Raw genomic sequence first — 26307 nt, 5'->3', positions numbered from 1 at the left:
CGGATCAGCCCAGCCAGGAGGGCTTGCGCTTTTGCAGGAACGACTGCACGCCCTCGCGGCCCTCGCTGCTCGCGCGGATGTCGGCAATGCCCTCCACCGTGGCGGCGATGAGTGCGGCGTCGATCTCGCGCCCGGCCACGTCGCGCACCAGCGTCTTGCAAGCGCGCACGGCGTTCGGGCTCGCGGCCGTCAGTGCCTTGAGCAGCTCGTCCACCTGGGCGTCGAGCTGCTCTGCGCCGACCACTTGGTGCACGAAACCGATGCGCAGGGCCTCGGCCGCGCTGAAGCGTTCCGCGGTGAGGAAGTACCGGTGCGCGGCGCGCGCGCCCATGGCGCGGATCACGTAGGGGCTGATGGTGGCGGGGATCAGGCCGATCTTCACCTCGGACAGGCAAAAGCCCGCGGTATCGACCGCCACCGCCATGTCGCAGGCCGCGACCAGCCCCATGCCGCCGGCGTACACGTCACCCTGCACGCGCGCCACGGTGGGCTTGGGGCATTCGTAGATCACGCGCAGCATCTCGGCCAGCTTGGCGGCGTCGGCAAGGTTCTCTTGCCGCGTGTAGTCGGCCATGCGGCGCATCCAGTTCAGATTGGCACCCGCGCAGAAGGCCGGCCCCTCAGCGGCCAGCACCACGGCGCGCACGTCCGCGCGGCCCCCGACTTCCGTGAAGGCCGCGGTGATCTCTGCGATCACTTCGTCGCTGAAAGCATTGCGGATTTCGGGCTGCGTCAGCGTGATGCGCGCCACCGCGCCCAACTGGGTGATGGAAAGGTTCTGGCTCATGGCGTATCCGGGTTCTGCAGGAAGTAGACAAGGTCGAGCGACGGGCACGGCTGGCCCAGCGCGGTGAGTGCCGCCGTGATCTGTCCGCGGTGGTGCGTGCCGTGGTTGAACACATGCGCCAGCGTGGCGGCAAACGGCAGCACGGCGGGCGTGCCGCGCGTGGTGGTGTAAGACAGCGCACCCTCCCAGCGCGCTGGCGCAAAGCCGGCGATCAGCGGCTCCCAGCGCGCGGCGCCTTCCCGCAGCCGCTCGGCCAGGCGCGCGCGATCGCTCTCCACCTCGGCATCCAGCGCCATGCGGGGCGACGCGCCTTCGGCAAAGCGCGCGAACCACAGCAGGTGCTCGCCCACCAGCAGATGGTTGAGCGTGCCATGGATGCTGCGAAAGAACAGGCCCATGTCGCGCCGGTAGTCCGCCTCGGGCAGCGCCTGCACGGCTGCCAGCAGGCGCGCCGTGGCCCACACGTTGTAGCGCGCGAGCAGGCTGAAATGGGTAACGGCATCCATGGACGCGCCTTACATGCGGAACACGCCGAACTTCATGTCTTCGATCGGCGCGTGGCGCGAAGCCGCCAGCGCCAGCGCCAGCACGCGGCGCGTGTCGGCGGGGTCGATGATGCCGTCGTCCCACAGGCGGGCGGTGGCGTAGTAGGGGTGGCCCTGTTCCTCGTACTGGCGGCGGATGGGCGTCTTGAAGGCCTCTTCTTCCTCCATGCTCCAGCTGCCGCCCTTGCCCTCGATGCCGTCGCGCTTGACGGTGGCCAGCACGCTGGCGGCCTGCTCGCCGCCCATCACGCTGATGCGCGCGTTGGGCCACATCCACAGAAAGCGCGGCGAGTACGCGCGGCCGCACATGCCGTAGTTGCCCGCGCCGAAGCTGCCGCCGATGATCACCGTGAACTTGGGCACGTTGGCCGTGGCCACCGCCGTGACCATCTTGGCGCCGTGGCGGGCGATGCCCTCGTTCTCGTACTTGCGCCCGACCATGAAGCCGGTGATGTTCTGCAGGAAGACGAGCGGAATCTTGCGCTGGCAGCACAGCTCGATGAAGTGCGCGCCCTTCTGCGCGCTTTCGCTGAACAGGATGCCGTTGTTGGCCACGATGCCCACGGCCATACCCTCGATGCGCGCGAAGCCGCACACCAGGGTGTTGCCGTAGCGCGCCTTGAACTCGTCGAACGCACTGCCGTCCACGATGCGGGCGATGATCTCGCGCACATCGAAGGGCTTGCGCGTGTCCACGGGGATCACGCCATACAGCTCTTCTGCTGCATATTTAGGAGCTACTGGCGCTTGATCGGCGGGCGCTACAGGCTGATTTCTATTCAAATTTCTGACGGCCCCGCGCGCCAGCGAGAGCGCATGCAGGTCATTCTGTGCCAGGTGGTCGGCCACGCCGGACAGGCGCGTGTGCACGTCGCCGCCGCCCAGGTCTTCGCTGCTGACGACCTCGCCCGTGGCGGCCTTCACCAGCGGCGGGCCGCCCAGGAAGATGGTGCCCTGGTTCTTGACGATGATGGTCTCGTCGCTCATGGCCGGCACGTAGGCTCCGCCGGCCGTGCACGAACCCATGACCACGGCGATCTGCGCCAGGCCCTGCGCGCTCATGTTGGCCTGGTTGTAGAAGATGCGGCCGAAGTGGTCGCGGTCGGGGAAGACCTCGTCCTGGTTGGGCAGGTTGGCGCCGCCCGAGTCCACCAGGTAGATGCACGGCAGGCAGTTCTGCTGCGCGATCTCCTGCGCGCGCAGGTGCTTCTTCACCGTCATGGGGTAGTAGGTGCCGCCCTTCACCGTGGCGTCGTTGCACACGATCATGCAGGCGATGCCGGCCACGCTGCCGATGCCCGCGATCAGGCCCGCGCCGGGCGCGTCGTTGCCGTACATGTTGAGGGCTGCCAGCGGGGCGATCTCCAGGAACGGCGTGCCGGGGTCCAGCAGCATCTCCACGCGCTCGCGCGGCAGCAGCTTGCCGCGCGCCACATGCTTGGCGCGGGCGGCCTCGCCGCCGCCCTGGGACACGCGCTCGATTTGGGCGCGCAGGTCCTCCACCACGGCGCGCATGGCGGCGGCATTGGCCTGGAAGTCGACCGAGCGCGGGTTGAGTTGGGATTCAAGAATCATGGCGGTGGCTCGTTTCAAGCGGTTTTGTCTTCGGCAAGGCCCAGCTCGTCTTTCATGACGTCGCGGATCTTGAACTTCTGGATCTTGCCCGTCACCGTCATCGGGAAGCTGGTAACGAAGCGGATGTAGCGCGGCACCTTGTAGTGCGCGATCTGGCCTTTGCAGAAGGCACGGATGTCGTCCTCGCTGGGGCGCGTGCCGGGCTTGGCGATGATCCAGGCGCACAGCTCCTCGCCGAAGCGCTGGTCGGGCACGCCCACCACCTGCACGTCCTGCACCATGGGGTGGCGGTAGAGGAATTCCTCGATCTCGCGCGGGTACACGTTCTCGCCGCCGCGGATCACCATGTCCTTGATGCGGCCGACGATGTTCACGTAGCCCTCGTCGTCCATGGTGGCCAGGTCGCCCGTGTGCATCCAGCCGCCTTCGTCGATCGCCTCGCGGGTCTTGGCCTCATCGCCCCAGTAGCCGTGCATGACGGAGTAGCCCTGGGTGCACAGTTCGCCGCGCTCGCCGCGCGGCACCACAGCGCCGGTCTCGGGGTCGATGATCTTCACCTCCAGGTGCGGCTGCACGCGGCCCACGGTGGACACGCGCTTGGCCAGCGGCGTTTCGGCGTCGCTCTGGCAGCTCACGGGGCTGGTCTCGGTCATGCCATAGGCGATGGTGATCTCCGACAGGTGCATGTCGCCCACCACGCGCTTCATCACCTCGATCGGGCACGGGCTGCCAGCCATGATGCCGGTACGCAGGGTGCGCAGGTCGAACTCGGCAAAGCGCGGGTGGTCCAGCTCGGCGATGAACATGGTGGGCACGCCGTGCAGGCCGGTGCAGCGCTCGGCCTGCACGGTCTCCAGCACGGTCAGGGCGTCGAAGCCGTCGTTGGGGTACACGATGGTGCTGCCGTGCGTGAGGCAGGCCAGGTTGCCCAGCACCATGCCGAAGCAGTGGTACAGCGGCACGGGAATGCACAGCCGGTCCTCGGGCGTGAGGCGCATGCACTCGCCGATGAAGAAACCGTTGTTCAGGATGTTGCGGTGCGTGAGCGTGGCGCCCTTCGGGAACCCGGTGGTGCCGCTGGTGAACTGGATGTTGATGGGGTCGGTGTTGTGCAGCTGGGCGGCAATGGCATCGATGCGCGCGTCCTGCGCGTCGCCCCGCGCCATCAGCGTGGAAAACCGCAGCATGCCCGGCTGTTCGTCGCCTTGGCCCGCTACGCCTGAGCCGGCCGCGTCGATCCACACGACCGTGCGCAGCGTGGGCAGGCGCGCGGCCTGCAGTGCGCCGGGCTGGGACGCGGCCAATTCGGGCGCCAGCTCGCGCAGCATGCCCAGATAGTCGCTGGTCTTGAACTGCGGCATGGCCACCAGCGCCTTGCAGCCGACCTTGTTCAGCGCGTACTCCACCTCGGCCGTGCGGTAAGCCGGGTTGATGTTCACCAGGATCAGGCCCACCTGCGCCGTGGCCAGTTGCATCAGCACCCATTCGGCGTTGTTGTGCGACCAGATGCCGATGCGGTCGCCCTTGGCGAGCCCCAGGCCCAGCAGCGCGCTGGCCAGTTGGCGGGCCGCCTGGTGCAGCTCGGCGTAGGTGTAGCGCAGGCCCTGGTGGCGGCTGACCAGTGCCTCGTGCGTGGGCTGGCGCTGCGCCATGCCGGCGAAGAAGTCGCCCAGCGTCTGCTCGATGAGGGGGGTGGCGGCACTGCCACGCGCATGGCTCAACGCGGCCGATGGGGTGGATGCGGGTTCCATGGGCTTGTCTCCTGGTCGGGGTGGGCCAGCGCCCGCGCGGGGCCCGGCAACAGGCTGCACAGCATACGCCGCACCCCCGCACGCGCGGTGACCGAGATGGGTCAGAAAGGTTGCAAATTGCGCCACGGAGTTGCAGACTCCACGCATGCCCGACCACCCTGACCCTGCGCCGCCCCCGCCCGCACCCGCCGCACTCCTCGCTACACCCACGGCCGCCACGCCCATGGCATTTGTGCAAGCCATCGTGCAGGCCTACGCAGCGCGCGGAATGGACGCGGCGCAGGTGCTGGCGCTGGCACAAATCCCGCCAGAGCAGGTTGGCAACTCTGCGGGCCGCATCACGGCGCAGCAGATGGAGGTGCTGTCCGCCGGTGCGATGCGCGAGCTGGACGACGAAGCCCTGGGCTGGTTCTCCCGCCGCCTGCCCTGGGGCAGCTACGGCCTGCTGGCGCGCGCCTCGCTGAGTGCACCCACACTGGGCCTGGCGCTGGCGCGCTGGTGCCGCCACCACGCCCTGCTGACGGACGACATCACGCTGCACCTGCACGCCGAGGGCGAGCAGGCCACGCTCACCATCGCCGAGCAGCGCGACCTGGGCACGCTGCGCGAGTTCTGCCTGGTTTCCACGCTGCGCAACGCGCTCGGGCTGGCCAGCTGGTTCATCGACTCGCGCCTGCCGGTACTGGCGGCCGAGTTCCCCTTCGCGCCACCGCCCCACGCGCAGGCCTATGGCGTGCTCTTCAGCGGCCCGACGCGCTTTCAGGCGCCGCGCGCGGCCGTGCATTTCGATGCGCGCTACCTCGCGCTGCCGATCACGCGCGACGAGGCGGCCATGCGCCAGATGCTGCAGCACGCACTGCCCCTCACCGTGCGCCAGTACCGCCGCGACCGGCTGCTGGTGCAGCGCGTGCGCCAGGTGCTGGCCGCCCTGCCCGACGCGACCCACAGCGCACACACGCTGGCCGAGCAGTTGCACGTCTCGGCGCGCACGCTGCACCGCCAGCTCAAGGAGGAAGGCGCGTCGCTGCAGTCGCTGAAAGACGAGGTGCGCCGCAGCCGCGCGATCGAGCTGCTGCACCGCAGCGACCGCCCCATCAAGCAGGTGGCGCAGGCCACGGGCTTTGCCAGCGAGAAGAGCTTCATCCGCGCGTTTCGCGGCTGGACAGGCCAGTCGCCCGCGGAGTTCCGTCGCGGCGCACGCTCCGTAGCGGTATAGACGCTCATTTATTAGTAGCTGCTAGCGCTTACCCAGTAAGCGCTAGAGCTCAATTTGGCTTAAACCGCAACGCGCATGGCCTGCAGCAGCGCGGGCAGTTCTGCCATATCGGCCATGACCTGCACGGCGCCAGCGGCGCGCAGCGCCTCGGCAGAGCCATGGCCCACGGGCGACGGGCTGTAGCCCAGCACCGTGGCGCCCGCGGCCACGCCGGCCGTGACGCCCGTCACCGTGTCTTCCACCACCAGGCAGCGCAGGGGCGGCACGCCCACGGCTGCCGCCGCTGCCAGATACACGTCGGGTGCAGGCTTGGTGGCGGGCATCTCGTGGCCGCTGAAAACGCGGCCCGCGAACAGCGGCGCCAGGCCCACCTGCGCCAGTTGCATCTCCACCTTCTGCCGGTCGGCGCCGGAGGCACAGGCGATGCGCCCCTGCAGCAGCCCGTGCACGGCGCGCACGGCTTGGGGCGCGTTGGGGATGGCCACCAGCTCGGCCCGCAGGCGTGCGTTGCGGCGCGCGTAGAACTCGGCCATCCACGCGTCGGTGAGCGGGCGGCCGGTCTCGGCCTCGATGCGCGCAGCCTCGCTGCGCACGGTCTTGCCGATGAACAGGCGCATGCACTCCTCGGGCGCCAGCAGCCAGCCGGCTTCATTGAGCATCTCGCACAGCACGCCGTTGGTAATGGGCTCGCTGTCCACCAGCACGCCATCGCAATCGAACAATATCGCTTCAAATGTCATAGGTCAGCATGATCGCAGGCGCGGGCTGCCCGGCCTCGTACAGGGTGGCCGCGCACTGCGCGTCGTAGCTCACCACGCGGTCGCGGCCCAGCTGTTTGGCGCGGTACAGCGCGGCGTCTGCCTGCTGGAACAGGGGCTGGGCCGCGTCCACGCCGGCGCGCGTTTCGGTGCCTGCGGACACGACGTCGGCCGGACGCAGGTGGGCCAGGCCCATGCTTGCGGTGACGGTGAATCCGCCCGGGTTGGCGCGGTGCTCCAGCGACAGGGCGCGCAGCACCTCCTGCAGGCGGTGCGCCACGGCCAGGGCGGCATCGGCGTCCGCGCCCGGCAGCAGCACGGCGAATTCCTCGCCCCCATAGCGCGCCAGCAGGTCACCCGGCCGCCCCAAGGCCGACGCCAGCGCCGACGCTACGCGCTGCAGGCAGCGGTCACCCGCCACGTGGCCGTAATAGTCGTTGTAGGCCTTGAAATGGTCCACGTCGATCATCAGCAGCGCCAGCGACGAACCCTCGCGCAGCGCCTGGCTCCAGGCGCGCGCCACGGCCTCGTCCAGCGCCAGGCGGTTGGCCACCTGGGTGAGCGGGTCCATGCGCACCTGCGACTCCAGCGCGTTGCGGTAACGCGCGAGTTCGTCCTCGGTGTGCTTGCGGTCGGTGATGTCCTGCACGGTGCCGGTCATGAGCAGCGGCTCGCCGTCGCCGGCGGAGTCGCCGTACTCGCCCCACACCTCGATCCAGCGCACCTGGCCGTCGCCGTTGCGTTGGATGCGGTACTGGGTGCGCAGCGTCATGCGCCCGTCGGATGGCAGGCCGAAGATAGCGCTGGCCATGCGCGACATGATGAATGCCTCGCTCTGCCCCTCATAGACGAAGTAGCCCACCGAGGCCGCCTTCTGCGCATTGTCCAGCCAGCGCAGGTTGCGCTCCAGCTCCGCCTTCAACGCCCGTTCGCGCCGCCAGGCCCGCCCCTGCCACAGCACCACGACGCAGCCCAGCGACAGCAGCCCCAGGCTGACGAACAGGCTCAGGGCCAGCCATTCGCGCCGCTGGGCAGCGGTGAAGGCGTCGGCCACGTCCACCTTGGACACCAGCAGCCAGGGCGAGTCCGGCACCGCGCTGGCCACCGCCAGCACCGGCTGGTTGCGATAGTCGCTGCCGTAGAAGGCGCCCCGCACGCCCGCGACGGCCAGCACCATGGGATCGCGGCTGCCCGGCTCCGCCGGAAGGCGCAGCGCCAGTGGTTCATCGCTGCGATGGCGCAAGGGGCTGAGGAACAAGGCCGTGTCGTCCTGCCGCTCCACCAGCACCGATTCGGCGGTGCGGCTGCTGGTGGGCCAGGTCTCCAGCAATGGGTAGAGCGTGGTGCGCGCGTCCATCACCAGCCAGATGGCCCCCAGCGACGCGGTTCCGTCGTACAGCGGCGCCAGCAATCCGAAGAACGGAAAGGCGAAGGACGGGTCGCGGCGCAGCTCGACAATGCCGGGCTCGGCCCGCGCCAGCGCGCCCTCCAGCGCGCGCATCTCGGGTGGCTGCAGCGTGCCCGTGGCCGGCCCGCCGGCATCCAGGATCAGCCGGCCCTGCGGATCGACGAAATAGGCAGCGGTATAGCGCACATGCTCGACCAGGATGCGCAACCGCTCACGCACCGCCTGTTCGGCGTCAGGCGCCGCCGTTGCGCGCCAGCGGGCCACCGCCTGTGCCAGAAGGCGGTCGTCGGTGAGTGCCGCCGCCTCCCGCAAGCGCCGGCGCCGCCAGTCCGTCACCCCCCGCACCTGCATGTGGTTCACGGCCTGCAGGCCGCCTTCGATCTGATGGCGGTAGCGTTGCTCACGCGCCTGGTAGATGGCATGCACCCCCCAGCCAATCGCCGCAAACAGCAGGGCGACAAGCAACCCGAGCGCCCACCACGCGCGGGCAGGCGCCGGTAGGCGGAGCGAGGCCACAGGCGAAGTCATGGGTGAAAACGGCGCGGGTTGAACCCGCAGGGGACGATAGGAATAGCCAATGTGCTCCTACTATGTCACAGTCTGTAGCCTTTGAGCACCGGGGCCACAGGCCCCCCATCCCTGATGGTGTAGCCCATGCCTGCGCAGCCTCCCACTTCCCTCACCCGCCGTGCCTGCCTGGCCCAGGCCCTCGCGCTGTGCGCTGCGCCGGCCGCCGCGCAGGTCTCACCGCGTGCCGCTGAACGCTCCGTGGTGATCAACCTCTCCCTGGAGCCCGACAGCCTGGACCCCACCATGGCCGCTGCCGCCGCCGTGGGCGAGGTGACGCACTACAACGTGCTGGAGGGGCTGACGCAGATCACGGAAAACGGCGCGGTACAGCCACTGCTGGCCGAGTCCTGGAACACCGACCCGAACGGCCTCGCGTGCACCTTCCGGCTGCGCCAGGGGGTGCGCTTTCACGACGGCAGCGCGCTCAACGCGGCGGCCGTGCGTTTCAGCTTCGAGCGTGCCGTCGCGCCCGGCTCCACCAACAAGTCCCGCAAGGCGCTCTTCGACAACATCGCCACGGTGGTCACGCCCGATGCGCACACCGTCACGCTCACGCTGCACCACCCCGATCCGCACCTGCTCTTCCGCCTGGGCGAGGGGCCGGCCGTGATCCTGCACCCGGACACGGCCGCACGGGCGGCCAGCGCCCCGGTGGGCACGGGCCCCTACCGCGTACAGCGCTGGGAGCGCGGCCAACGCATCACGCTGGTCAAGGCCGAGTCCCACCGCCACGCAGCCCAGGTGCGCATGGAGCGTGCCGTGTACCGCTTTCTGCACGACCTGGAGGCGCAGGACAACGCCCTGCGCGCGGGCGAGATCGACGTGCTGTTCAACTTCGCCACGCAGACGGTGCGGCGCTTTCAGGACAACAGCCATTACCAGGTGTTGATCGGGGCCTCCGGCGGCAAGGGGATGCTGGCGTTGAACCACCGCAGCAAACCCCTGGACGACGTGCGCGTGCGCCGCGCCATCACCCACGCCATCGACCGCGAGGGCTTTATCCGCACCGCGCTGGATGGGCGCGGCGTGGTGATCGGCAGCCACTTCAGTCCCACGGACGCGGGTTACGTGCACCTGGCCAGCCTACACCCCTACGACCCCGCCCGCGCACGCGCCCTGCTGAAACAGGCCGGGGTGCAGACGCCGCTGCGGCTGGAACTGGCCCTGCCGCCCGCACCGTACGCACACGTGGGTGGGCCATTGATCGCCCGCGACCTGGCCCAGGTGGGCATCGAGGCCAACATCCAGCAGCTGAGCTGGCAGCAGTGGCTGCAGGGCCCGTTCAAGGGCCAGTTCGACATGACCCTCATCAATCATGTGGAGCCGCTGGACTACCGCATCTACACCGATCCGGGCTACTACTTCGGCTACGACAGCCCGGCCTTTCGCGCCCTGGTGGAACGCCACGCCAGCGCCACCAACGCGCGCGAGCGCCAGATGCTGTTCTCCCAGATGCAGCGGCATCTGGCGCAGGACGCCGTCAACGCCTGGATCTTCGCGCCGCAAATCGGCACCGTGGTACGCAAGGGCCTGCGCGGCACGTGGATGAATTACCCCATCTTTGCGCACCAGATCGCCGCCATGTGGTGGGAGTGAGCAACCATCACTCTCTATTTAATAGCTGTTGGCACTTATCAGCAATGGCTCGCGACCGAATTTGACATCTAGCCGATCTCCAGGCTGCCCGACCACGAACCATCAGCCCTCTGGCCTGCGCCGGAAGGTCGCTTTCGTGCCAGCGGTGAATGAGTCGCCGCCGCACCCAGTGCCTGCCGAGGAGCAGGCGCAAGGCCTCTGGGGGACAGAAGCTGCCCGACGCGCCCCGCGTTTCGCAGCGCGCGCCGTGGGCAATGGGTTGGCGGTCGACCAGGGTGCTGGGGGCAAGGCGTCAGGGGAAGGTGATCCCTGCCAGCGGATGCCGCAGGGCCACTGCGCCGCGCACGGACAGCTTGTGCACGCGCTGCCCGCCAAATACTAGTTCGCCGTAGAAGAAATAGCCCTGGGCCGCGCGCTCGTTCAGGCCGTCGAGGAACTGTGCCAGCGAGGTCTGATCTGGAAGCTCCTGCAGGTGGTAGTCCACCCGGCCGCTTTGCGCCGAACTTTTCTCGTAGACCTGTGCACCCGTCGATCCCGCCAGCACCATGCCTCCCAGATAGAGATAGCCCTGTGCACCCATGGTCTCTAGGCGCTTGAGCAGCACTTGCGGCAGGTGCATGTCGGTGATGTCCTGCAGGGAGTAACTGTAAGTGGTAGTGGACGCATCCTTCACGTACAGGTTGAAGATCTCCCCTCCGACAGACATGGGTCCCACCAGGCGGAAGCCCCGGGCCCCTTGCGCATTGAGCTGCGCCTGGAAGCCTGCCTGGGACAAGGCCGTGGGAAGGGGCATCTTTTCATAGACGAAGCGCTGCTTGCCGCCGATCTCGCGCACGAACAGCGTATACACCGCGCCGCCGTAACCTACAGGCCCCTTGAAAGCCCAGCCGCTCGCACCCTGCTGGTTGCAGCGAGCCAGCTCCGCCTCGCTCGATGCGGCCTGGGGGGCCAGGGCGTATTCCAGGCGCACACCCTGGTGCGCCGAGTCGGAAAGGTAGAAGTCCCCCGAGCCATCTGCCTGCGCCAGCACGGACACGAACGCGTAGCCTCGTGCGCCCAGCGCGTTCATAGCAGCCAGCGAGGTATCGAGCGCCTCCGAGGGCTCCTCGCAGCGATACTGTCCCGTTAGCATGCCAGGAGCTGGGGATGGGGCTGGTGCGGGTGATGGGGCAGGAGACTCACCTGGTGTGTCGTCGTTGTCGCCGCCGCCGCCGCAACCCGCCAACAGGGCGGTGATAGCGGTCAATGCCGCGCGGCGGTGGATGTCTGCAGTCATCATGGGGATTCCCTTGTCGTTGTGATGGGGTGTTGTGAGGCCGCCGTCGCGGGTGCGCTGGCAGCGGGTCTGGAGGCGCCTCCCGCCAGCGGCGGTGGACCCTTTTGGCACCACATGGGTGCGAATGTGGCGCAGCGCCCAGAATTGTGGTTACAGTCCCGCCCTTGCCCTATCCCCCGCTAGAGGGGTATTTGTTACTCCCGCAGCGCACCCCGTGCGGGCAGGCATCCGATGCGCAGGCCCTCTTCGTGACGTGTCTCTCCAACCCCGAAATTCCCCGTCTCACCCCACCCCGTCGATACGCGCTGGTCGTGGATGACCACCCGTTCATGGCGCACGGCCTGACGACCTTCCTGGGCCTGCAGGAGGGGCTGGACGAGGCCGTGCATGCCGGTTCCGCCCATGAGGCGCTGCACACCATCGTGCGGTGCGGCCGGCCGGTCTTGGCGTTGGTGGACTTCTGGCTGCCCGAGGGCGCCACGGACGGACTGGTGCGCGAGCTGTTGGCCCTGGCCCCCCAGATGCGCGTGCTGATGACCAGCGGTGACGACCATCCGGCGGTGGCGCTCAAGGCGCGCGCCAGTGGCGCCCATGGCTTTGTGCACAAGCAGCAGCCGCCCGAGGTCGTGGCCCAGGCCGTCGCCGCAGTGCTGGCGGGAGGCACCTGGTTTCCCGCGGCGTCCCCTTCAGCTGCGGCCAGTTCCACAAGCGCGCGCGAGGTCGCACTCCATCCCGCCGACCTGGGGCTGACCCTGCGCCAGGGCCAGGCGCTGGAGCTGCTGCTGCAAGGCCTGGCCAACAAGCAGATCGCTGCGGCGCTGAACCTGTCGGAACACACGGTCAAGGACCATGTGGCAGCCATTCTGGAGCGCCTGGGCGCCCGCAACCGGGTGGAGGCCATCGCCCGGCTGCGCGGCGTGCGGCTGGAACTGCCTTACTGAGGCGCCCGTTGCGCAGCGCCGGAAGGCGCGCCTTCCCCGAGCCAGCGTGATAGCAGCGCATGCAGCAGATCGGGGCACACGGGCTTGGACAACACCAGATAGCCTTCTTCCTCGGCCTGCCGCAGCTGCGGCGAGTCATGTTCCGCGCTGAGCATGACTCCGCGCGCGTGACCGCAGTGCTCCAGCACGGCGCACAGCACGGCAAAGCCGCTTTCGCCCCCCTGGAGGCGCTGGTCGCACAGCACCGCCTGTGGCCGGCCGCCCTGCGCCAGCCACTGCAGCGCCTGGGCACCGCTGTCGACCGTTTCCACCTGCAAGCCCCACGACTGCATCAGCAGCGCCAGGGCCGCGCGCACTTGAGGATCATCGTCCACCACCAGGCATTCCCCGGCGAGCAGCTGGTGGGCGGGGCCTGCCTGCGGCCTGTCCTGATCCGCCGGGGGCGGTGCCCCGTGGTGCAGCCGCGGCGGCACCGCCGGCACCAGCAGCCAGAAGCATGCGCCGCGGCCGGGTACCGAGTCGACGCCATATTCCACCCCCATGCTGCCCGCGCACAGCGCCACCGTGGCCAGGCCCAGGCCGTAGCCAGGGCCTCCGACCAAGGCACCTGCGCGTCCGCGCGCGTACGGCATGAAGATGCGCGCCCGCTCCTGGGGCACGATGCCGGAGCCCGTGTCCCAGACCTCGATGCGCCAGCGCGCACCCCGCCGACGCGCACCCAGCAGGACGCCACCTTCACGGGTGTAGCGCAGCGCGTTGTGCAGCAGGTTGAACACCATCTGGCGCAGCAGTGCGGGATCGGCATGGACCCACGCGGTGCCCCTGAGGGGAGCGCGGCAGCGCAGGCGCAGCCCGCTTTGCGCGGCCTGCGGCGTAAACACGGTGGCCACTTCGCCGAACAGCATGTCCAGGGACACGCTCTCCATGCGCGGGCGCATGCTGCCGTCCTCCAGGCGCGACAGGTCCAGCAGCGCCTCGAAAAGAAAGCTCAGCGAGCGCACGCAACCATGCATGTCCTGCAACACCGGAGCCAAGGACGGGTCCCGGTTGCGCTGCCGCGCCGTCTCCGTCAGCAGGGCCATGGCGTGCAGCGGCTGGCGCAGATCATGGCTGGCCATGGCAATGAAGCGGTTCTTGTCCGCCAGCGCCCGCTCGGCCTGCTCCTTGGCGGTGCGGTACTGCTCCGCCAGCCGCAGGCGCCGGCGCTCCTGGCGTGCCTGCAGTTGCACGAACCGCCGCCCGCCCGCAGCATGGCGGGCGATCACCGCGCCGAAAGCCAGCAGTAGGGGCAGCAGATAGGGCCAGCGCGTGGGAAAGAACCAGAACACTCCGCCCAGCAGGGGCAGGTACAGGGCGGCAAAGAAGCGCCAGAAGAGGCCGGGCAGCGGAGCCAGGAAGGTGGTCGCCGAGGCGAGCACCGCGGTCAGCGTCAGGTACAGCAGCAGCCGGAAGTCGCTCGATCCTGGGTGCAGGGCAATGCCGATCGGCGCGGCCCAGAAGGCGCCCACCGCCAGCGCCAGCCAGCCGAAAAGGCGCTCCCAGCGCGGCACTGCCACGCTGTCGGGGACGGAGGCCTCGGTCTCCATGCGCCGCCGCAGCGCCATGAGCACCAGCATCAGCAGGATGAACGACGCCCACCACACCAGCATGGGGGCGGCGGGCGCGTCGCGTCCGTACACCCAGCACAACACACCGGGAACGATGAGCACCGCCACCTCCGAGGAGCCGCGCTGCGCCAGCGACCTGAGCAAGCGTCGGCGCATGGCCAGGTCGAAGGCAGAGGCTCCGCTGCCGGGCGGCAGCGAGTTGCTCCAGGCGTGCGGATGCAGGCTGTCGCGTGCCTTCATGCCATGCCCCGCTCAGAGCAGGTCGCCGTCCACGTAGTACCAGCGCCCGCCCTCGCGCACGAAACGGCTACGCTCGTGCAGACGGTGGGCGCGGCCACTGCCGTCGCGCTGGCGGGCGACGAACTCGACTTCGGCATGCGTTTCGCTCAGCGGCAGGTAGGCGCGCACCTGCAGCCCCAGCCAGCGCACGCCAGGCTCGAACGGCAGCGCTGTCGGCCGCTGCGTGGCATGCCAGGTGGCCAGCAGGTAGCCGGCATCCTCGCGCACAAAGGCGGTGTAGCGTGAGCGCATGAGGCTTTCGGCGTCAGGGGCGGGATGGTGGGCAAAGTGGTCGATGTAGCGGCCGCAGCACTGCGCATAGGGCAGTGTGCGGCGCCGCGTGTCGGTGCGGCCGCAGGGACATGCGGCGGGTGAAGAGGCAGCGTTCATGGGAGGTGACCGGGCAGGAAGGCGGGCCGCATCATACGCAGACGTGACGGCGTGCGGCCTGTCATGATGGCGGCCGTCACGCGCATCGCGCGGTGAAGGAGGCAACCATGTGGTCCCTGAGCGTGCCGTGGTGGGAGTTCGCCCTGCGCGGCGTCATCGTCTACCTCTTCCTGCTCGTGTTCCTGCGCCTGACCGGCAGGCGCCAGACCGGGCAGTACGCGCCATTCGACCTGGTGCTGCTGCTGATCCTGTCCAACGCGGTGCAAAACTCGATGAACGCGGGGGACAACTCGCTCGTGGGTGGCCTGATCTGCGCGGCCACCCTGCTGCTGTGCCATGCGTTGCTCGCGCAGCTGACCTATCGCTACGAGCGTGTGGCCGCGTGGGTGGACGGCACGCCACAGGTCCTGGTGCAGGCCGGCCAGGTGGACCTGCGGTGCATGCGCCGCGAACTGCTGACCGCCGATGATCTGGCTGCAGCCTTGCGTGCAGGTGGCAGCCTGCATCTGCATGAGGTGGAGCGCGCCACGCTGGAGACCAATGGCACCATCACCGTGGTGCTGAAGAAACGTTGAAAGTGCAGAGAAAACGCTCCCGGCGCCCGCTGAATGGGCGCATTCAGCTATGCCATCAATAGCAATGAACACCAGAACTGCGCCGGGTACCCGCCGCACGTGCGCCCTCGCTCGCAGCCCGCATAGGAGAACTGGCGCGCCGGTGGCCGCCACCCTCCCTGCGCGCGGCCGTCCGAAAGCAGGTCCAGAGGGGTGCGGATCGGGTGCGGGTGCGCGTGCGCCGGCCTGGCACCAGAGGGAGGTGCACGGTGACACGCGGCGCCGCAGGGAGGCGACTTGGGATCAGGCCAGCGCGCGCTGGATGATGATCTTCTGCACGTCGCTCGTGCCTTCGTAGATCTGGCACACGCGCACGTCGCGGTAGATGCGCTCCACCGGGAAGTCGTTCACCACACCATAGCCGCCCAATGTCTGAATGGCGGCGCTGCACACGCGCTCGGCCATCTCGCTGGCGAAGAGCTTGGCCATGGCAGCTTCCTTCAGGCAGGGGCGCCCCGCATCGCGCAGCGCGGCGGCGTGCCAGATGAGCTGGCGCGCGGCCTCGATCTGCGTGGCGCAGTCGGCCAGGCGAAATCCCACGGCCTGGTGGTTGAAGATGGGCTGGCCGAAGCTTTCGCGCTCTTTCGAGTACGCCAGCGCCGCATCAAACGCGCTGCGTGCCATGCCCACGCTTTGCGCGGCGATACCGATGCGGCCACCTTCGAGCGCGCCCAGCGCGATCTTGTAGCCCTCGCCCTCCGCGCCAATGAGGTTCTCGGCCGGGATGCGGCAGTGGTCGAAGTTGATCTGCGCCGTGTCGCTGCTGTGCTGGCCCAGCTTGTCCTCCAGGCGCGCGACCACGTAGCCGGGCGTATTCGTGGGCACCAGGAACGCGCTCATGCCTTTCTTGCCCGCGCCCTTGTCGGTCACGGCAATCACGATGGCCACATGCCCGTTCTTGCCACTGGTGATGAACTGCTTGACGCCGTTGATGACGTACTCGTTGCCTTCTTTGACGGCCGTCGTGCGCAAGGCCGAAGCGTCGGAGCCCACATGCGGCTCGGTCAGGCAGAACGCGCCCAGCATCTCGCCGCGCGCCAGGGGCGTGAGCCAGTCGCGCTGCTGCTGCGCGTTGCCGTAGCGCATGAGGATGGCGTTGACCGGGCAGTTGGTCACGCTGATCGCGGTGCTCGTGCCACCGTCGCCGGCGGCGATTTCCTCCAGCACCAGGGCCAGCGTCAGGTAGTCCAGGCCCGCACCGCCCAGCTCCTCGGGCACGCAGATGCCGTAAGCGCCCAGTGCGGCCAGGCCCTGGTGCGCCTCGCGTGGAAAGTGGTGTTCCTTGTCCCAGCGCGCGGCATTCGGCCACAGCTCCTGCTGGGCGAAGTCGCGCACGGCGTCGCGGATCATTTCCTGGTCTTGGGTCAGCAGCATCGTGTCTCCGTAGGGTTCAGTGGTTCTTGAAGTGGCGCGTTGCGCGGGCTTACCAGTGCGTGGCGCGCCGGCCGTCGTGGTGCAGCAGGCGTGCGCGGTCCGCGGGTGTGACCTGCGCCAGCACCGCGCGCATGCCCCGCACGCTGTCGGCCACGGTGAGCGGGGCGGCCTCGCCGCCCATGTCGGTCTGCACCCAGCCGGGGTCGATGGTGACGAGCGTCGCGGCCGGGTAATCGTGCTGCGCCGCTGCCACGGCCATGTTCAGCGCCGCCTTGCTGGTGCGGTACAGCCAGGCGTTGCTGTCCGGCACGCCGCCGATCAGCGACATGGACGAGGACACGAAGGCAAACACGCCGCCCGCGGCCTCCACCAGCGGCGCCACCTGCGGAATGACCTGCATGGCGCCCAGCACGTTGGTGTGCATGACGGCGTCGAAGTCCTCGCGCGTGGGCGGGGTGCGCGCACCGGGGCGGCGCATCACGCCTGCGACATACAACGCCAAGTCGGGCTTTTCGCCGTCCAGCATCCAGGCCAGTCCGCTTACGCTGGCGGGCTGGGCCACGTCCACGGTGAGGGCCTGCGCGCCCAGCGCCTGCACGCGCGCGCGGCCGGCTTCGTCACGCACCGTGGCCAGCACGCGCCTGCCGTCGGCCGCGTACTGGCGCACCAGCTCCAGACCGATGCCGCGCGACGCTCCAATCACCAGGACTGTGGACATAAGTGATAAGCCAAATAGGCCTCCAGCGCTTATTCAGCAAGCGCTAGCAGCTATTAAAAAAAGAGCGCCACTGCGTGTGCAGGGGCGCCCATGGCTGGCGGGTCAGACCAGTTCGATGGCCATGGCCGTGCCTTCGCCGCCGCCGATGCACAGCGTGGCCAGGCCCTTCTTCTTGCCATGGCGCTGCAGCGCGTGGATCAATGTAACGATGATGCGCGCGCCGCTGGCGCCGATGGGGTGGCCCAGAGCGCAAGCGCCACCATGCACGTTGACCTTGTCGTGCGGCACGTTCAGCTCGGCCATCAGCGCCATGGGCACGACGGCGAAGGCCTCGTTCACCTCCCACAGGTCCACGTCCTGCACCGTCCAGCCGGCCTTCTTCAGGGCCTTCTGGGTTGCGCCCACGGGGGCGGTGGTGAACCACTCGGGCGCCTGGGAATGGGTGGCGTGCGCCACGATCTTGGCCAGGGGCTTGCAGCCCAGTTGCTGGGCGGTGGACTGGCGCATCAGCACCAGGGCGGCGGCGCCGTCGTTGATGCTGGAGCTGGAGGCGGCGGTGATGGTGCCGTCCTTCTTGAACGCGGGCTTGAGGCCGGCGATCTTGTCCAGCTTGGCCTTGGCCGGGCCTTCGTCGATGCTCACCGTCACATCGCCCTTGCGGGTTTTGACCGTGACGGGTGTGATCTCGGTCGCGAAGGCGCCGCTTTGCGTCGCCTGCTGCGCGCGCTTGACGCTTTCGATGGCAAAGGCGTCCTGCTGCTCGCGCGTGAAGCTGTACTTGGCGGCGCAGTCCTCACCGAAGGTGCCCATGGAGCGGCCAGCCTCGTAGGCGTCTTCCAGGCCGTCGAGCATCATGTGGTCGTACACCTTGTCATGGCCCATGCGGTAGCCGCCGCGCCCCTTCTTGAGCAGGTAGGGGGCGTTGGTCATGCTCTCCATGCCGCCGGAGACCATCACGTCGCGGCTGCCGGCGATCAGCTGGTCATGGGCCAGGATGGTGGCCTCCATGCCCGCGCCGCACATCTTGGACAGCGTCACCGCGCCGGTGCTCTGCGGCAACCCACCCTTGAAGCCTGCCTGGCGCGCAGGCGCCTGGCCCTGGCCGGCCATCAAACAGTTGCCGAACAGCACTTCGTCCACCTTCTCGGGGGCAATGCCGGCACGCTCGACGGCGGCCTTGATGGCGGCGCCGCCCAAGTCATGCGCCGCGAGGTCGGCAAAGTCGCTCATGAAAGCGCCCATGGGCGTGCGCGCGGCGCTGACGATGACGACGGGGTCGTGGTGTTGGCTCATGTGGAATCTCCTTGGGTTTGAAATGAAGAAGGGTTTGCGCAGCGAAAGCGCCGCGCACTGTCATAAGGAAACACGTCGTACACGTGGCCAGCCTGGATGCGCTCTTTGTGCGACTGCCAGAACTCCACGTCCAGCAGGTCGGCGTGATGGCGCATGAACGCCTCGCGCACGGCGTCGTTACCCAGCAGGAACGGGCCGAAGGTCTCGGGGAACACATCGTGCGGCCCCACGGGCCACCAGACCTCGCCAGACACTTCGTCCTCCTCGCAACGCGGCGGCGGCACGCGGCGGAAGTTGCAGTCGGTGAGGTACTCAATCTCGTCGTAGTCGTAGAACACGACCTTGCCATTGCGGGTGATGCCGAAGTTCTTCCAGAGCATGTCACCGGGGAAGATGTTGGCCGCGACCATGTCCTTGATGGCGTTGCCGTATTCGGTGACGGCATGCTCCAGCGCGCTGCGTGCCTCGGGCTTGTCGAGCCCGGTATCGAAGCATTCCTGCAGGTGGATGTTCAGCGGGATCATGCGCCGCTCGATGTACAGGTGCGCAATGATGACCTCCTGGCGGCCATCGCCGTCGCGGTCGCTGATCTCCATCTGGCTCGGCGCATGCCTGCGGATCTCCTCGATGAGTTCGTCGGAGAAACGCTCGCGCGGGAAGGCGACCAGACTGTACTCCAGCGTGTCGGCCATCCGCCCCACGCGGTCGTGCTGCTTGACCAGCAGGTACTTGCCCTGCACCTGTTCACGCGTGGTGTCCTTCGGTGCTGGGAACTGGTCCTTGATGAGCTTGAAGACGTAGGGAAAGCTCGGCAGGTCGAACACCAGCATCACCATGCCCTTGATGCCGGGAGCGATGCGGAATTTGTCGGTGGAATAACGCAGGTGGTGCAGGAAATCGCGGTAGAACAGCGTTTTGCCCTGCTTGGCCAAGCCCAGCGCGGTGTAGAGCTCGGCACGGGGCTTGCGCGGCATGAGGCTGCGCAAGAACTGCACGTAGGCACTGGGGATCTCCATGTCCACCATGAAGTAGGCCCGCGCAAAGGAGAACAGCATCTGCAGGTCGTTCTCGCCGAACAGCACGGCGTCGATCAGCAGGCGACCATCCTCACCATGCAGGATGGGCAACGCAAACGGCAGTTCGTTATAGCCGTTGATGACCTTGCCGACCAGGTACGCACCCTTGTTGCGAAAGAACAGGCTGGACAGCACCTGGACCTGAAAGTTGGTGCGCAGCTTGACCGCGCCCAGGCGCTGCTGCAGGGCATGCACCACGTGGCCCGCATCGCGCGGCAGGTCCTCGAAGTCCCGCTGCAGCGCGCAGTGCTCGACGATGCGCACCACGGTTTCGTGCAGGTTGTCGCGCGACGGGTAGTAGGCGCGATAGGTGGGCCGCGCCCCGGGGTCGTCGCTTTCGATGTACTCCGTGCTCACCGCGGGTCGCACGAAGATGAAGTCGTTATGGAAGTGCGTGCGGTGCAGGATCTTGGTGGTGACCGAATTGAAGAAGGTCTCGGCCAGCTCGGGCTGCAGGTGGTTCACCATGAGCCCGATGTAGTGCAGCTTGATCTGGTGCCACACCTCCATGGACTGGTCGCCCGCGTGGAACTCCTTGTCGAGGCGGCGCACGCACTCCTTGACGCGCAGATCGTAGAACTCGATGCGCTCGCGCTGGGCGCGTTGCTGGCCATGCCAGTCGGCGGTCTCGAAGCGGTGCTTGGCGCGCGCAGACTCGGCGCGAAACAGGCGGTAGTGGCGGTTGAAGCCATCCATCATCGCCTTGGCGATGTCGTAGGCCTGCGGGGCATCAAGTCGCTCGGGAAACATGACTGTGCCTGCAGAACCGCGCGCAGTGCGGTGCGCCCTATTGGCGCACGCGGCTGGCCACCAGGGCCACCGCCTGGCGGTGCGCCTCGCCGAGCCCCGCCACGTCAGGTACGGACATCTGCAGATTGGTGATCAAGCCGTTGTTCAGGCTGTAGCACCATCCGTGCAACTGCACCTTCTGACCACGCGCCCAGGCATCCTGCATCACCGTGGAGTGGGCGATGTTCATCACCTGCTCGATCGCGTTGAGTTCGCACAGCGCGTCGTGGCGCCACTGCACGTCCATGCCTTCAAGCAGGGCGGCGTGCTTGTCGCGCACGTCCTTCACATGGCGGATCCAGTTGTCCGCCAAACCAATGCGTGCGTCCTGCAGCGCCGCCAGTACGCCACCGCAGCCGTAGTGGCCCACGACCATCAGGTGCTCGACCTTGAGCTGGTCGACCGCGTACTGAATGGTCGACAGGCAGTTGAGGTCGGTGGGCACGACCACGTTGGCGATGTTGCGGTGGACGAACACCTCGCCCGGCTCCAACCCCGTGATCTGGTTGGCCGGTACGCGGCTGTCGGAGCAACCGATCCACATGTAGCGCGGTTTCTGTTGCGCCAGCAAGCCGGTGAAGAACCCTGGCCGGTCACGCTCCATCCGTTCCGCCCACTCGCGGTTGTGGGCAAACAGCTCGTCGATGGAGGCGGTGGTCATAAGGGCAATCCTTTTCTTCTTGCTGTGAATGAATGAGCGGCGTCGGCGCGGGCCATCAGCAGGTTTCGGCAAACAGCTCCCGGCCGATCAGCATGCGGCGGATCTCGCTGGTACCGGCGCCGATTTCGTAGAGTTTCGCATCCCGCCACAGGCGACCGAGCGGATATTCGTTGATATAGCCGTTGCCACCGTAGATCTGCACACCTTCGCCGGCCATCCAAGTGGCTTTCTCGGCGCACCAGAGGATGACGCTGGCGCAATCCTTGCGCACCTGGCGCACGTGGTCGGAACCCAGCATGTCCAGGTTCTTGGCCACCGTGTAGGCGAACGAGCGGCCCGCCTGCAGCACGGTGTACATGTCGGCCACCTTGCCCTGGATGAGCTGGAACTCGCCAATGCTCTGGCCGAACTGCTTGCGGTCGTGGATGTAGGGCACCACGTTGTCCATCACGCTCTGCATGATGCCCAGCGGCCCACCCGTCAGTACGGCGCGCTCGTAGTCCAGGCCGCTCATCAGCACCTTGGCACCGTTGTTCACGCCGCCCAGCACGTTCTCAGCCGGTACCTCGACGTTCTGGAACACCAGTTCCCCGGTATGACTGCCGCGCATGCCGAGTTTGTCGAGCTTCTGCGCAATGCTGAAGCCTTGCATGCCTTTTTCGATAAGGAAGGCGGTCACGCCGCGCGCACCCAGTTCAGGCTCGGTCTTGGCGTACACCACCAGCGTGTCGGCATCCGGACCATTGGTGATCCACATCTTGGAACCGTTGAGCAGGTAGTAGCCGCCCTTATCCTCCGCACGCAGCTTCATGCTGATCACGTCGGAGCCGGCACCGGGCTCGCTCATGGCGAGGGCGCCAACGTGTTCCCCGCTGATCAGCTTGGGCAGGTATTTTTTTCGCTGTGCTTCGTTGCCATTGCGGTTGATCTGGTTCACGCACAGGTTGCTGTGCGCGCCGTAGCTCAAACCCACCGATGCGCTGGCGCGAGAAATCTCCTCCATGGCCACCATGTGCGCGAGGTAGCCCATGTCGGCACCACCGTATTGCTCCGGCACGGTGATACCCAACACGCCCAGATCACCGAACTTGCGCCACAGGTCCATGGGAAACTGGTCGTTGCGGTCGATCTCGGCAGCGCGAGGCGCAATCTCGGCTTGCGCGAATTCGCGCACCGCGTCGCGCAGGGCGTCAATGTCTTCGCCCAACTGAAAGTTCAGGCCTGGCAACTGGGTGGCGGTGCTCATGGGTGTCTCCTCGGAAGATGATCTCTCACGGGTCGTTGGCTCGATATGTCCCCACTGCGATACGCCCAAGACGACGACGCTACAGGCCGGACAAAGCCAGGACGCGCAAATATGACGTTTACGTAAACGTCAATTATCCACGACTTTAGGCGTTGGGGCTTCAATTTTTTGAAGCAGTTCCTGAGCCTCGCGCTCATGCTCCCGCACCTCGTCCAGATTGGCTTGCAGATCCGTCATCTGGGACTCCAACTGCCTGCGATGCACCGCAAGAACCTCTAGGAACTTGCGCAGTTGCACCCCCGTGTCACGAGGGCTGTCGTAGAGGTCGATGATTTCTTTGGCTTCGGTGAGCGATAGACCCAGGCGCTTTGCCCGCAGTGTCAATTTGAGCCGTGTGCGATCGCGTGCGCTGTAAATCCGATTCCGCCCCCCTGGACCTGCCCGTTCCGGACGCAGCAAGCCCATGTCCTCGTAGAACCGCATGGCGCGAGTGGTGAGATCGAATTCTTTGGCAAGGTCACTGATGGTGTAGGTAGCCATGCATTGCAGACCGGGAGATCTGCTCCAAATGTAGCGTATTAGTTGACGTGAACGTCAATGCTACAGCAGATACATCCCCGTCAACACACCAAGCGGCTGCAGATCTACAGGGCAACTGGGAGTTGTGAATGCTGTGCGCCAGCCGATGTTGACCGCTCAAGCCTAAAGCAAAACGCCCTCCCACTGTGTTAGTGGGAGGGCGGTTTGGGCTGTAAGAGCCTGACGATGACCTACTTTCACACGGGAACCCGCACTATCATCGGCGCGAAGTCGTTTCACTGTCCTGTTCGGGATGGGAAGGAGTGGGACCAACTTGCTATGGTCATCAGGCATAAAGGGTTGCTGAGCAGTGAGGACTGCACAGCGAATTCATAGAGTCTGTGAATCAGCGTGGATTTGATTGCGTACTTGGCATAACAGTCTTGAGCTGCGATTGGCAGTCAAAGTTATAGGGTCAAGCCGCACGGGCAATTAGTACTGGTTAGCTTAATGCATTGCTGCACTTCCACACCCAGCCTATCAACGTCGTGGTCTACAACGACCCTTCAGGGGGCTCAAGACCCCGGCAGATCTCATCTTGAAACGAGTTTCCCGCTTAGATGCTTTCAGCGGTTATCTCTTCCACACTTAGCTACTCGGCAATGCCACTGGCGTGACAACCGATACACCAGAGGTGTGTCCACTCCGGTCCTCTCGTACTAGGAGCAGGCTTCCTCAAATCTGCAGCGCCCACGGAAGATAGGGACCAAACTGTCTCACGACGTTTTAAACCCAGCTCACGTACCTCTTTAAATGGCGAACAGCCATACCCTTGGGACCGACTACAGCCCCAGGATGAGATGAGCCGACATCGAGGTGCCAAACACCGCCGTCGATATGAACTCTTGGGCGGTATCAGCCTGTTATCCCCAGAGTACCTTTTATCCGTTGAGCGATGGCCCTTCCATACAGAACCACCGGATCACTATGTCCTGCTTTCGCATCTGCTCGACTTGTCAGTCTCGCAGTTAAGCACGCTTATGCCATTGCACTATCGTCACGATGTCCGACCGTAACTAGCGTACCTTCGAACTCCTCCGTTACGCTTTGGGAGGAGACCGCCCCAGTCAAACTGCCTACCATGCACTGTCCCCGATCCAGCTAATGGACCTAGGTTAGAACCTCAAACGCACCAGGGTGGTATTTCAACGTTGGCTCCATGAGATCTAGCGACCTCACTTCAAAGCCTCCCACCTATCCTACACAGATCCGTTCAAAGTCCAATACAAAGCTACAGTAAAGGTTCATGGGGTCTTTCCGTCTTTCCGCGGGGAGATTGCATCATCACAAACATTTCAACTTCGCTGAGTCTCAGGAGGAGACAGTGTGGCCATCGTTACGCCATTCGTGCAGGTCGGAACTTACCCGACAAGGAATTTCGCTACCTTAGGACCGTTATAGTTACGGCCGCCGTTTACTGGGACTTCAATCAAGAGCTTGCACCCCATCATTTAATCTTCCAGCACCGGGCAGGCGTCACACCCTATACGTCCACTTTCGTGTTTGCAGAGTGCTGTGTTTTTATTAAACAGTCGCAGCCACCGATTTTTTGCAACCGCTTTGGGCTCCCTTTGTACAAGTTCACCTACTTGCGGCATACCTTCTCCCGAAGTTACGGTATCAATTTGCCGAGTTCCTTCTCCTGAGTTCTCTCAAGCGCCTTAGAATACTCATCTCGCGCACCAGTGTCGGTTTGCGGTACGGTCGTCAATAGCTGAAGCTTAGTGGCTTTTCCTGGAAGCAGGGTATCACTCACTTCGTCTGCAAGCAGACTCGTTATCACCCCTCATCTAAGCCCGGCGGATTTGCCTACCAGGCACGACTACAGGCTTGAACCAACATATCCAACAGTTGGCTGAGCTAACCTTCTCCGTCCCCACATCGCACTATTGATCGGTACAGGAATATTGACCTGTTTCCCATCAGCTACGCATCTCTGCCTCGCCTTAGGGGCCGACTCACCCTACGCCGATGAACGTTGCGTAGGAAACCTTGCGCTTACGGCGAGCGGGCTTTTCACCCGCTTTAACGCTACTCATGTCAGCATTCGCACTTCTGATACCTCCAGCATCCGTTACCAGACACCTTCACAGGCTTACAGAACGCTCTCCTACCACGTGCAATAAATTGCACATCCGCAGCTTCGGTAACTGGCTTAGCCCCGTTACATCTTCCGCGCAGGACGACTCGATCAGTGAGCTATTACGCTTTCTTTAAATGATGGCTGCTTCTAAGCCAACATCCTGACTGTTTTAGCCTTCCCACTTCGTTTCCCACTTAGCCAATTTTAGGGACCTTAGCTGGCGGTCTGGGTTGTTTCCCTCTTGAGTCCGGACGTTAGCACCCGGTGCTCTGTCTCCCAAGCTGTACTCTGCAGTATTCGGAGTTTGCCTTGGTTTGGTAAGTCGCCATGACCCCCTAGCCAAAACAGTGCTCTACCCCCGCAGGTAATACTTGAGGCACTACCTAAATAGTTTTCGGAGAGAACCAGCTATTTCCAAGTTTGTTTAGCCTTTCACCCCTATCCACAGCTCATCCGCTAGTTTTGCAACACTAGTCGGTTCGGACCTCCAGTACCTGTTACGGCACCTTCATCCTGGCCATGGATAGATCACTTGGTTTCGGGTCTACACCCAGCGACTGAACGCCCTATTCGGACTCGATTTCTCTACGCCTCCCCTATTCGGTTAAGCTCGCCACTGAATGTAAGTCGCTGACCCATTATACAAAAGGTACGCCGTCACCCCTAAGGGCTCCGACTTTTTGTAAGCATGCGGTTTCAGGATCTATTTCACTCCCCTCCCGGGGTTCTTTTCGCCTTTCCCTCACGGTACTGGTTCACTATCGGTCGATGATGAGTATTTAGCCTTGGAGGATGGTCCCCCCATGTTCAGACAGGGTTTCTCGTGCCCCGCCCTACTTTTCTCTAGCTCAGTACCACACGTCTGTTTTCGCATACGGGGCTATCACCCACTATGGCCGGCCTTTCCATGCCGCTTTGCTAACAGTCGTGCTATCACTAGAAGGCTCCTCCGATTTCGCTCGCCACTACTTTCGGAATCTCGGTTGATGTCTTTTCCTCGAGCTACTGAGATGTTTCAGTTCACCCGGTTCGCCTCGCTGACCTATGTATTCAGTCAGCGATACCCTTGCGGGTAGGTTTCCCCATTCAGAAATCTCCGGATCAAAGCTTATTTGCCAGCTCCCCGAAGCTTATCGCAGGCTATCACGTCTTTCGTCGCCTATCATCGCCAAGGC

The 26307-nt window shown here is 65.6% G+C and carries 20 protein-coding genes and 2 rRNA genes (1 of these 22 cut by a window edge); 4 read left to right on the top strand and 18 right to left on the bottom strand.

The features are described 5' to 3' along the window. Positions 1–4: 4 nt before the first annotated feature. From MRB47_RS03770 to MRB47_RS03755, 4 genes are read right to left on the bottom strand one after another with little or no spacing between them, the layout of a single operon-like run. Positions 5–787 carry an enoyl-CoA hydratase/isomerase family protein gene (locus MRB47_RS03770; RefSeq protein WP_103738668.1) on the bottom strand — a complete coding sequence of 261 codons (783 nt, stop codon included), beginning with the start codon at positions 785–787 and terminating at the stop codon, positions 5–7. Then, positions 784–1293 carry a DinB family protein gene (locus tag MRB47_RS03765; RefSeq protein WP_252101935.1) on the bottom strand — a complete coding sequence of 170 codons (510 nt, stop codon included), beginning with the start codon at positions 1291–1293 and terminating at the stop codon, positions 784–786. Before MRB47_RS03765 ends, MRB47_RS03770 begins: the two co-directional genes overlap by 4 nt. Before the next feature lie 9 nt (positions 1294–1302). Next, positions 1303–2907 (bottom strand): carboxyl transferase domain-containing protein, encoded by a 1605-nt coding sequence (locus MRB47_RS03760; RefSeq protein ID WP_252101934.1) that lies wholly within the window; start codon positions 2905–2907, stop codon positions 1303–1305. 14 nt (positions 2908–2921) lie between these two features. Next, positions 2922–4658 (bottom strand): AMP-binding protein, encoded by a 1737-nt coding sequence (locus MRB47_RS03755; protein WP_123676845.1) that lies wholly within the window; start codon positions 4656–4658, stop codon positions 2922–2924. A gap of 145 nt (positions 4659–4803) precedes the next feature. On the opposite strand from MRB47_RS03755, the gene MRB47_RS03750 reads away from it, so the two are divergent. Further along, the gene (locus MRB47_RS03750; protein WP_252101933.1) at positions 4804–5874 is read left to right on the top strand and encodes an AraC family transcriptional regulator; all 1071 of its coding nucleotides are present in this window, start codon (positions 4804–4806) and stop codon (positions 5872–5874) included. Between the two features lie 59 nt (positions 5875–5933). Here MRB47_RS03750 and MRB47_RS03745 read toward each other — a convergent pair whose 3' ends face one another. Continuing rightward, complete coding sequence (locus MRB47_RS03745; RefSeq protein ID WP_252101932.1) at positions 5934–6614, bottom strand: HAD family hydrolase; 681 nt, start codon at positions 6612–6614, stop codon at positions 5934–5936. Beyond that, the gene (locus MRB47_RS03740) at positions 6604–8568 is read right to left on the bottom strand and encodes a diguanylate cyclase domain-containing protein (protein ID WP_252101931.1); all 1965 of its coding nucleotides are present in this window, start codon (positions 8566–8568) and stop codon (positions 6604–6606) included. Before MRB47_RS03740 ends, MRB47_RS03745 begins: the two co-directional genes overlap by 11 nt. Before the next feature lie 126 nt (positions 8569–8694). On the opposite strand from MRB47_RS03740, the gene MRB47_RS03735 reads away from it, so the two are divergent. Next, the gene (locus MRB47_RS03735; RefSeq protein WP_252101930.1) at positions 8695–10206 is read left to right on the top strand and encodes an ABC transporter substrate-binding protein; all 1512 of its coding nucleotides are present in this window, start codon (positions 8695–8697) and stop codon (positions 10204–10206) included. 292 nt (positions 10207–10498) lie between these two features. On the opposite strand, the gene MRB47_RS03730 is transcribed toward MRB47_RS03735, so the two are convergent. Then, positions 10499–11485 (bottom strand): hypothetical protein, encoded by a 987-nt coding sequence (locus tag MRB47_RS03730; RefSeq protein WP_252101929.1) that lies wholly within the window; start codon positions 11483–11485, stop codon positions 10499–10501. A 308-nt stretch (positions 11486–11793) separates the two neighbouring features. Between MRB47_RS03730 and MRB47_RS03725 the strand changes: the two genes are divergently transcribed. Next, positions 11794–12423 carry a LuxR C-terminal-related transcriptional regulator gene (locus tag MRB47_RS03725; protein ID WP_411275729.1) on the top strand — a complete coding sequence of 210 codons (630 nt, stop codon included), beginning with the start codon at positions 11794–11796 and terminating at the stop codon, positions 12421–12423. Here the strand turns inward: MRB47_RS03725 and MRB47_RS03720 are convergent. Together MRB47_RS03720 and MRB47_RS03715 are read right to left on the bottom strand one after the other, a co-directional pair. After that, positions 12417–14270 carry a hybrid sensor histidine kinase/response regulator gene (locus tag MRB47_RS03720; RefSeq protein WP_252101928.1) on the bottom strand — a complete coding sequence of 618 codons (1854 nt, stop codon included), beginning with the start codon at positions 14268–14270 and terminating at the stop codon, positions 12417–12419. The two genes, MRB47_RS03725 and MRB47_RS03720, sit on opposite strands and share 7 nt — an antisense overlap. 12 nt (positions 14271–14282) lie before the next feature. Continuing rightward, the gene (locus MRB47_RS03715; protein WP_252101927.1) at positions 14283–14699 is read right to left on the bottom strand and encodes a YchJ family protein; all 417 of its coding nucleotides are present in this window, start codon (positions 14697–14699) and stop codon (positions 14283–14285) included. Positions 14700–14806: 107 nt separating this feature from the next. Between MRB47_RS03715 and MRB47_RS03710 the strand changes: the two genes are divergently transcribed. Beyond that, positions 14807–15274, top strand: a complete 468-nt coding sequence (locus tag MRB47_RS03710; protein WP_252101926.1) for a DUF421 domain-containing protein — start codon at positions 14807–14809, stop codon at positions 15272–15274. 282 nt (positions 15275–15556) lie between these two features. On the opposite strand, the gene MRB47_RS03705 is transcribed toward MRB47_RS03710, so the two are convergent. From MRB47_RS03705 to MRB47_RS03665, 9 genes are all read right to left on the bottom strand, one after another. Continuing rightward, positions 15557–16687, bottom strand: coding sequence for an acyl-CoA dehydrogenase family protein (locus MRB47_RS03705; RefSeq protein WP_011806864.1), 1131 nt, complete (start codon positions 16685–16687; stop codon positions 15557–15559). 49 nt (positions 16688–16736) lie between these two features. Continuing rightward, positions 16737–17405, bottom strand: coding sequence for an SDR family oxidoreductase (locus MRB47_RS03700; protein WP_252101925.1), 669 nt, complete (start codon positions 17403–17405; stop codon positions 16737–16739). 102 nt (positions 17406–17507) lie between these two features. Then, positions 17508–18698 carry an acetyl-CoA C-acyltransferase gene (locus MRB47_RS03695; protein WP_103738677.1) on the bottom strand — a complete coding sequence of 397 codons (1191 nt, stop codon included), beginning with the start codon at positions 18696–18698 and terminating at the stop codon, positions 17508–17510. Continuing rightward, positions 18695–20524, bottom strand: a complete 1830-nt coding sequence (aceK, locus tag MRB47_RS03690) for a bifunctional isocitrate dehydrogenase kinase/phosphatase (RefSeq protein ID WP_015914329.1) — start codon at positions 20522–20524, stop codon at positions 18695–18697. Before aceK ends, MRB47_RS03695 begins: the two co-directional genes overlap by 4 nt. Positions 20525–20561: 37 nt before the next feature. Then, the gene (gene can / locus MRB47_RS03685; protein WP_015914330.1) at positions 20562–21224 is read right to left on the bottom strand and encodes a carbonate dehydratase; all 663 of its coding nucleotides are present in this window, start codon (positions 21222–21224) and stop codon (positions 20562–20564) included. Between the two features lie 55 nt (positions 21225–21279). Continuing rightward, complete coding sequence (locus tag MRB47_RS03680) at positions 21280–22470, bottom strand: isovaleryl-CoA dehydrogenase (RefSeq protein WP_011806869.1); 1191 nt, start codon at positions 22468–22470, stop codon at positions 21280–21282. A 129-nt stretch (positions 22471–22599) separates the two neighbouring features. Next, entirely contained in the window at positions 22600–23010 is a 411-nt protein-coding gene (locus tag MRB47_RS03675; RefSeq protein WP_011806870.1) for a MerR family transcriptional regulator, read from the bottom strand. A gap of 217 nt (positions 23011–23227) precedes the next feature. Further along, positions 23228–23340: ribosomal RNA gene (rrf, locus tag MRB47_RS03670) — 5S ribosomal RNA — on the bottom strand. Positions 23341–23460: 120 nt separating this feature from the next. Further along, positions 23461–26307: ribosomal RNA gene (locus MRB47_RS03665) — 23S ribosomal RNA — on the bottom strand (it continues 29 nt past the right edge of the window).

It is taken from the genome of Diaphorobacter sp. LI3 (assembly GCF_022807955.1).
GTDB classification, from domain to species: Bacteria; Pseudomonadota; Gammaproteobacteria; order Burkholderiales; family Burkholderiaceae_C; genus Diaphorobacter; species Diaphorobacter nitroreducens.
This window is presented reverse-complemented; position numbering and strand designations above follow the sequence as displayed.